Genomic DNA, 7,500 nt, shown 5'->3' on the forward strand with positions numbered 1-7,500 from the left:
TTCAAGGCAAATGACCCGGATGAACAACCTACTGAAAGATCACACCTAGGTGCCCATACTCATACCAAGAATGACCGCTTCGGGTCGCTACCCGATCACCAGCGATCGGTCGAATATTGACGGTTCCGTTCAGCAAAAGGAATCGTCATGGAGTATATCGACCAATGGAAAGGCACTTCGTCTAAAGGGTTCATCATTCCGTGGAACAAAGGCAGCCTAGTCGGCCCGAAGCCACCGCTAAAGCTCAAGGAGATCTGGGGCATTCGGGTACGGCTACAGCTTGCGACCCAGACGCGGGACCTTGCACCGTCTAATCTCGCGATCGACAGCAAGCTACGCGGGTGTGATCTGGTTAGGCTGAAGGTTCAAGACGTGGCGCACGGTGGCCGCGTATTGCCCCGTACCGCGATTGTTCAGCAGAAGACGGGCCCGACCCGTACAGTTCGAACTGACAGAGCAGACACGTACCTCGATCGAAGCATGGATAAGCGCTGCCGCGCTGCGAGCCGATGATTACTTGTTTCCTAGCCGGGTGGCGGGTTCTCCACATCTATCTACGCGGCAATACGCCCGAGTCGTTAAATCGTGGGTCGCGAGCATCGGCCTGGATCCGCTTGACTACGGCACGCACTCGATGCGTCGCACGAAAGCCACGCTGATATATAGGCGAAGGCGCAATTTACGCGCCGTGCAGCTCTTGCTGGGACATACGAAGCTGGAAAGCACGGTGCGCTATCTCGGCATCGAGGTCGATGACGCGCTCGAGATGTCGCAACAGACAGAGGTATGCCGTTGCTGTCGAACGAGCCAGCTGCGCGGCTCGTTCGGCGCCTACACGTATCCGCCAAGGCCAATCATATGGCAGCGTTGGCCTGTACTGCTGGTTATACCAGTTGCAGCTGGGCGAACGACAAGACAAGCCCAGGTTTTTAGCTAGGATGCGCTTTAATGCGACGAGACCGGAGGGTGTGGCCCCATGCTTCTATTTCCAGAATGGAGCGTTGAAGAAAACCAAGATGTAGGCGTAAACAATATTCGCCTGCTCACGGTTGCTGATCCGAATCTAGATAAAGCTTGCGAGCGCGCTGCCGCCGTTGTTCCCGAACACTATACTTCCCCGGAACACTTCGCCAGAGTGTTTGAGAACCTCGGCAAGCCGGGTGTCGCCGGCCTACTGCGAACGAAGTTGCCAACAGAAAGGACAAAGCAGTCCGGTGATCTTGGCGAGATACTCGCAACTGAATACATAGACGAGCGCACGGGCTTCTCCACGCCGATCAAACGACTTCGATGGAAGGACCATCGAGAAATGTCGATGCGTGGCGACGATGTGATTGGCATTCGCCTGATACCGGGTGATGAAAGAATCGGTTTCCTAAAGGTGGAAGCCAAGAGCGCAGCAGCTCTTGGTACGCGCACGATAGAAGACGCACGTGAGGCTTTGGAGGGCGACAGCGGCCGTCCTTCCAGCCACGCGTTGACGTTTTTGTCCGAGCGCCTACTCGAGCTTGGGCAGGAAGATTTAGCCGATGCAATCGACATGGCGCAATTGCGCGACGGTATCTCCGCTGCGCAAGTAACGCAGATGATCTTCTCGTTCTCGGGAAATGATCCCGAAGGCTTTCTCAAAACCGATTTGGAGAGCTATGGTGGCCAAGTTTCACAGCTTTCCGTGGGGCTCAGGATCATCCAGCATCAGGCATTCATCGCGAGTGTCTACGAAAAGGTTTTGAACGGCGATGAATCTTGAAGAACTCCAAAGCGCCGTAGAATCCGCGATTGAGCCGGCTTTCAGACGGCGACTTCTTGCACGAGGACAGGCCCGCGCAATGATCTGGCGCGACGGCGTTTTGCCGGAGGATGCGCCCCCGTTTGCGGGCACTCTCTCATATGATCTCGCCTCCTATGGGGATTCACTGTTGTCGCTGGCTATGCGGCTCTGTAAGGAAAAGGGCAATGAAGCACTCGCGCGCTCCGCGTTCGAGCATGCCGGCGAAGCTATCGAGGCAGTCGTCTCGAGGGGAAATCCCGCAAGCCCTCAACGTGGTTTTCTCAAGCTCCTAGCAGCCTCGGCATTTCACCTAGGTCATCTTTCGGCGCGCGCGTTTTCCATGCTCTCAGCTTCGGTACAGAGCGCCAATCTTTCTAGAATCGAGCAGGCGCTAGCACTGCTTATTCTGCGCTCACTTGATGAAATCGAATCCGAAATAACCGCTTGGCGCATAGAGGGCGTTGCAGCAGATAGCCGGCTGGCAGAACAACTAGATAGCGAACTCGAAAATCTCGGGGACGCTGAAGATGACGCTGAATCGTCCGAGCCGGTAATGGACGCCTTGGACACTGCTCTTACGGATGTTTTCTATAGTGGTTTAGGGACGTTCATTGTTGCTCTTCAAACAGGCGAGCAGGATCTGGTTGAGCGTGCACGGGCCGAACTCGCAGTTGGCCTTGAACAATGCGGCGCGCTGAACTTGGTACCGCAGTGGTGGTGCTTTCGTCTTGCAATTCACCTTATTGAAGATTTGTGGCGTTCAAGCTTTCACAGCGTATTGCCATCTGATCCGCCCGAAGGTGACGAAGCGAACTGGCAATCACTACGAGGCCTATTCATCGCTTCTCTGTTAAAACGCCGCAGAGCGGAGATCGACCTCTGGCCATCACAGGTCGATGCCGCCCGGCGCGCGGTTGATGTTAGTGATGACCTCGTTGTGTCGCTTCCCACTAGCGCCGGAAAGACTCGTGTTGCAGAACTTTGCATATTGCGTTGTCTTTCCGAAGGAAAGCGCGTTGTGTTTATTACCCCCCTGCGAGCTTTGTCTGCGCAGACTGAGATGAGTTTGCAACGGACCTTCGGCCCGTTGGGCAAAAGCATTTCCTCTCTATATGGCAGTATCGGGACAAGCAACTTCGAGGGAGATGTTCTAAAAGCACGAGATATTGTTGTCGCGACCCCGGAAAAGCTCGACTTCGCCCTTAGAAATGATCCGACCATCATCGATGATGTCGGACTTGTCGTTCTCGATGAAGGACACATGATTGGACTGGGGGAGAGGGAAGTACGCTATGAAGTACAGATACAACGGCTGCTAAGAAGACCGGACGCCCACCAACGACGTATCGTGTGCTTGTCAGCCATCCTCCCTGACGGTGACCAATTCGACGACTTTGTGTCTTGGGTCAGGCGTGACAAAGAAGGCGGTGCTGTCACTTCCGATTGGCGGCCTACCCGCATTCGTTTCGGTGAAGTTCTGTGGCGTGGAAATCATGCTCGACTAGACCTGCGTATCGGCGATGAATCGCCTTGGGTTCCCAATTTCTTCGGCCAAAGAGCGCCTACATCCGGGCGACGAACGGCACTGTTTCCACGTGATCAAAGAGAACTCGTGCTCGCGACAGCTTGGCGCCTCGTCGAGGATGGCCAATCGGTCCTGATTTACTGCCCAATCCGTAGGTCTGTCGAGCCTTTTGCGAAAGCTATCGTTGATCTCGTTTCGCGCGGAATCCTCGATTCCGTGCTTGAAGTCGATCAACACAAACTGGCGAGCGTTCTAGCTATCGGACGCGAGTGGTTAGGCGAAACGCATCCCATACTAGCGTGTCTTCAAATCGGTGTGGCCGTGCACCATGGTGCTCTTCCCACACCCTTCCGAAAGGAAATGGAACGTCTGTTGCGAGACGGCGTCCTCAAGATCACAGTATCGTCGCCTACCTTGGCACAAGGGCTGAATTTGTCGGCAACTGCCGTAGTAATACATTCCTTGCACCGCGTTCGTAAAATCATACCCGCCTCAGAGTTCAAGAACGTCATAGGCAGAGCAGGACGCGCTTTCGTAGACGTTGAGGGATTGGTTCTTTTACCGATCTTCAGCAACCACGAGTATCGGCGTAATCAATGGCACGAGTTGATAGACGCAGCGAGAGGTCACGAAATGGAAAGCGGGCTTGTCCGGCTTGTCCTCACATTTCTAGTCCGACTCAACGTAGCCCTTGGCAATCCAGGCATTGTCGAGTTGCAGGAGTATGTCCTCAACAACGCCACCTGGGACTTTCCTGAGATTGGTACTGAAAATGCCGATGAACGCCAGCAAGCAGAAGGCGACTGGCGCAAATATCTAGCGGTTCTGGATACCGCAATCCTCGGTCTGCTTGGAGATCAGGCCCTGACGGCCGACGAAATTGCGGCGGGCCTTGATGACGTTCTCGCATCATCACTCTGGCAAAGACGGATCGCGCATCGTAATCAACCGATTCAGGATCTGTTGCGATCGGCTCTAATCTCACGCGCAAGCACGATTTGGGCGAACAGCACGGTCTCACAAAGAAGAGGTTATTTTCTCGCAGGTGTCGGCCTTACTACCGGCCAACAGCTTGATGCCGCTTCTGTCACAGCAAACCAGCTTCTTATTCAAGCAAATGGGGCAATTCTGGGCGGAGACGTCGAGCAAGCGATAGCGTCGATAGTGGCGCTTGCCGAGATAATATTTGTCATTGCGCCGTTTATTCCCGCTCCTTTCCCTGGAAACTGGCGCGATATTCTCGCCGTCTGGCTAAGAGGCGCACCCATCGCTGGAGCCGGAATTGAGGTTGATTCCGATGTCCTCCGGTTTATTGAAAACGGCTTGATCTACAAACTCTCTTGGGGAATGGAGGCCGTCCGAGTTAGGGCGCTGGCCAATGCTGATAACGTCGGCGGTGAGCTCGGCGAAATGACTATTGAAGACTTTGAAGTTGGCCTCGCCGTTCCCGCCGTAGAGACAGGCACCCTAGACCGGCGCGCCGCCATACTTATGCAAGCAGGTTTTGGCTCAAGGCTCGCAGCCATAAAAGCTGTGAGCGATACAGGCGCTGCATTTGCCAATCCATTTGAGTTCAACGCTTGGCTGAACTCAGATGAGGTAACAGCTCAGAGCGAGTCCCCGGATTGGCCGACACCGGATAGCCACGTGCTTTGGAACGAATTCAAAGAGAGTTACGCACCTCCAGAAGAGCAGATATGGTCCATCCGCACGGGTCAGTTCTCGGTTTCTTGGTATGACGGCATCGCGAGGCCAGCACCAGGCACTATCCTGGCGCTTCAATTCCTCGATGACGGAAGTCCCGTTGTCATGTCAGCCGGATTTCACCTGCTGGGACGCTTGGATGTCACTACGGAAACCGCGCCCTCTGGTCTGTTCCATACCGTGGTCGCACCGGATGGCGCGCACCTGAATTACACTTATTACGGTCCGGACGATATCGAAAGCAGGCCGGGAGAGACTACGGTTTCCAGGCCGCTCTGATGACCGCTTTGGGTCGAGACCCGCCGTCACCGTCGCCTAGGCCGGGCGGAAAGAAGCGCCCTGCGGAGGTAGCCGCCTTTGTAGATCGAACGCGTTTCACAGCCGCGTTATACGATCGCTACGACAGGCCTGCCGACCATGCCCCGGTTTTAGTAGCGTTTTGATCCAGAGCCCTTGGGTTTAGTGACCCTCTCCCCAATAACCGAGCATTCAGACTTGGAAAAATCAGGCCTGTGAGTGACTCAGATAGTACTCGCGGGGCGTCACGTTCCCGAGCGAGCTGTGGGTTCGATCTTCATTGTATTCGATGCGCCAGCTCTCGATTTTTTACTGTGCATCCTGCAGGCTCAAAAACCAGTGTACGTTCAGACACTCGTCTCGAAAGCTGCCGTTGAATGATTCGATGAACGGATTATCCGTGGGTTTCCCGGGCCTTGAAAAGTCCAGCTGTACGCCGTGCTCATAGGCCCACTTGTCGAGCGCCTTAGAAATGAATTCGCTCCCATTGTCGACTTGTATGCGTTTCGGCAGGCCGCGCATCTGGCCGATGAGTGCCACGGTATCCACCACCGCATCGCTCTTCAGCGAGTGATCGACCGTGATCGCCAAGGCTTCCCGACTAAAGTTATCGACTACAGTTAACGAGCGAATTCGACGCCCGTTGAACAGCTCATCGGCCAAAAAATCTATGCTCCAGGCTTCGTTCGGCGCTTCGACTGTCGGCCGCGATTCGCGGTGCATGGCAGCCACCCGTCGTCTCGGTCGCTTGCGTCGCAGGTTGAGACCTTCTTCGCAGTAAATCCGATACGTCTTCTTGTGATTGATCACCCAGCCTTCACGACGCATCAGCACTTGAATACGCGGCATCCCATACCGTAGCCGTGTCTCGGCAATCTCCTTGATCCGGGCACGCTCCGCGCGGTCGTCTCTTGGGTGTGCCCTGTAATAGTACGACGAGCTGGACATCAGCAGGATCGACGCGGCGCGTCTCGTGCTCACCCGGTACGCCTTGATCAGCCCACCTGCCAGTTCGCGTCTTCTGGCAGCCTTCAAAGCTTTTTCGCGGCTCCTCCCGGAGCATCTCCTTGTCCAGGCTCAGATCGGCGACGAGCTTCTTCAGCCGGCCGTTCTCTTCCTCGAGTTGCTTGAGCCGGCGCACTTCGCTGACGCTCAGCCCGCCGTACTTCTTCTTCCAGTTGTACAGCGTCGCCTACGAGATACCCATCTTGCGGCAGACCTCCTCGGCGCGTGTGCCGGTTTCGGTCTGCTTGACCGCGAACGCGATCTGCTCGTCCGTGTATTTCGACTTCTTCATGGTCCATTTCCTCCGCCTCTCAGCGTGGTCGAAATGGCCCGAATTCTCTAGTTCTGATCGCTGCGCTTTTCAGGGAGAAGGTCATTAGATTGCCGCCTCTGCGGCCATTTGCGCAGCGTAGTCAGCGGGCGTCAGCCCGCTGAGTTCCTTCTTCGGTCGTTCTTCGTTGTACTCTCGATGCCAGCCCCGGATGATCGTGGTGGCATGGGCAAGGCTTACGCACCAGTGCTCGTTCAAGCATTCATCGCGGAAGCGGCCGTTGAAGGACTCGATATAGGCGTTCTGGTTCGGTTTGCCAGGCTCGATCTGCTTGAGCTCGACCCCGTTGTCATGCGCCCAGTTCATCATCGCCTTGCCAATGAACTCGGGCCCGTTATCTGATCGTATGACCGTCGGCAGACCGCGGGTGAGTGCCAACTCATCAAGTACACGGGCGACTTGCGTGCCGCTCATTGATCGACCGGGCACGAGTGCCACGCACTCGTGCGTGGCGTCGTCGACGATGCCCAGGCATTTGATGGCGCGACCGTCAGCTACACGGTCGAATACAAAATCCATCGACCAGACTTCGTTCGCCCGAGCGGGGCGTATCAACGGCTGCCGGTCGGAGATCGGCACCTTCTTGCGTCGTCGCCGACGCACTTGCAGGCCTTGCTCGGCATAAAGACGTTCGACGCGCTTGTGGTTCACGGCCCAGCCGGCCTGGCGAAGCTTGAGATAGATCATCGGCGCGCCATAACGCCGATAACGCTGTGCCAGACGTAGAATCTCAGCCCGCAAGCGTTCGTTCTGATCCGGTGTCGGCTGATACCGGAATGCGCTAGCACTCATCGCCACCACGGCCAGCGAACGTCGTTCGCTCAAGCCGCGCTGACCCATGAACCGCACCAGCTCGCGCTTGGCTGC

The 7,500-nt window shown here is 55.9% G+C and carries 3 protein-coding genes and 2 pseudogenes; 3 read left to right on the top strand and 2 right to left on the bottom strand.

The window, feature by feature from the left end; genetic code table 11:
- Nucleotides 1-147: 147 nt before the first annotated feature.
- The 3 genes and pseudogenes from T5B8_RS19795 to T5B8_RS19805 all read left to right on the top strand — a co-directional run.
- Nucleotides 148-787, top strand: a pseudogene (locus T5B8_RS19795) (tyrosine-type recombinase/integrase); the annotation flags it as partial.
- A gap of 189 nt (nucleotides 788-976) precedes the next feature.
- Nucleotides 977-1,750, top strand: a complete 774-nt coding sequence (locus tag T5B8_RS19800) for a Hachiman antiphage defense system protein HamA (protein WP_353180981.1) — start codon at nucleotides 977-979, stop codon at nucleotides 1,748-1,750.
- Nucleotides 1,740-5,279 (top strand): DEAD/DEAH box helicase, encoded by a 3,540-nt coding sequence (locus tag T5B8_RS19805; protein WP_502950821.1) that lies wholly within the window; start codon nucleotides 1,740-1,742, stop codon nucleotides 5,277-5,279. Before T5B8_RS19800 ends, T5B8_RS19805 begins: the two co-directional genes overlap by 11 nt.
- 225 nt (nucleotides 5,280-5,504) lie before the next feature.
- Here the strand turns inward: T5B8_RS19805 and T5B8_RS19810 are convergent.
- Nucleotides 5,505-6,594 (bottom strand): annotated as a pseudogene (locus tag T5B8_RS19810) (IS3 family transposase).
- An 84-nt stretch (nucleotides 6,595-6,678) separates the two neighbouring features.
- The coding region (locus T5B8_RS19815; RefSeq protein ID WP_353180983.1) for an IS3 family transposase at nucleotides 6,679-7,500 on the bottom strand (822 nt) is incomplete at its 5' end.

It is taken from the genome of Salinisphaera sp. T5B8, assembly GCF_040361255.1.
Taxonomy (GTDB): domain Bacteria; phylum Pseudomonadota; class Gammaproteobacteria; order Nevskiales; family Salinisphaeraceae; genus Salinisphaera.

Coding starts and splice junctions, on each gene's coding strand:
- T5B8_RS19805 (WP_502950821.1), top strand. CDS start 1,740: ATGAATCTTGAAGAACTCCAAAGCGCCGTAGAATCCGCGATTGAGCCG.
- T5B8_RS19800 (WP_353180981.1), top strand. CDS start 977: ATGCTTCTATTTCCAGAATGGAGCGTTGAAGAAAACCAAGATGTAGGC.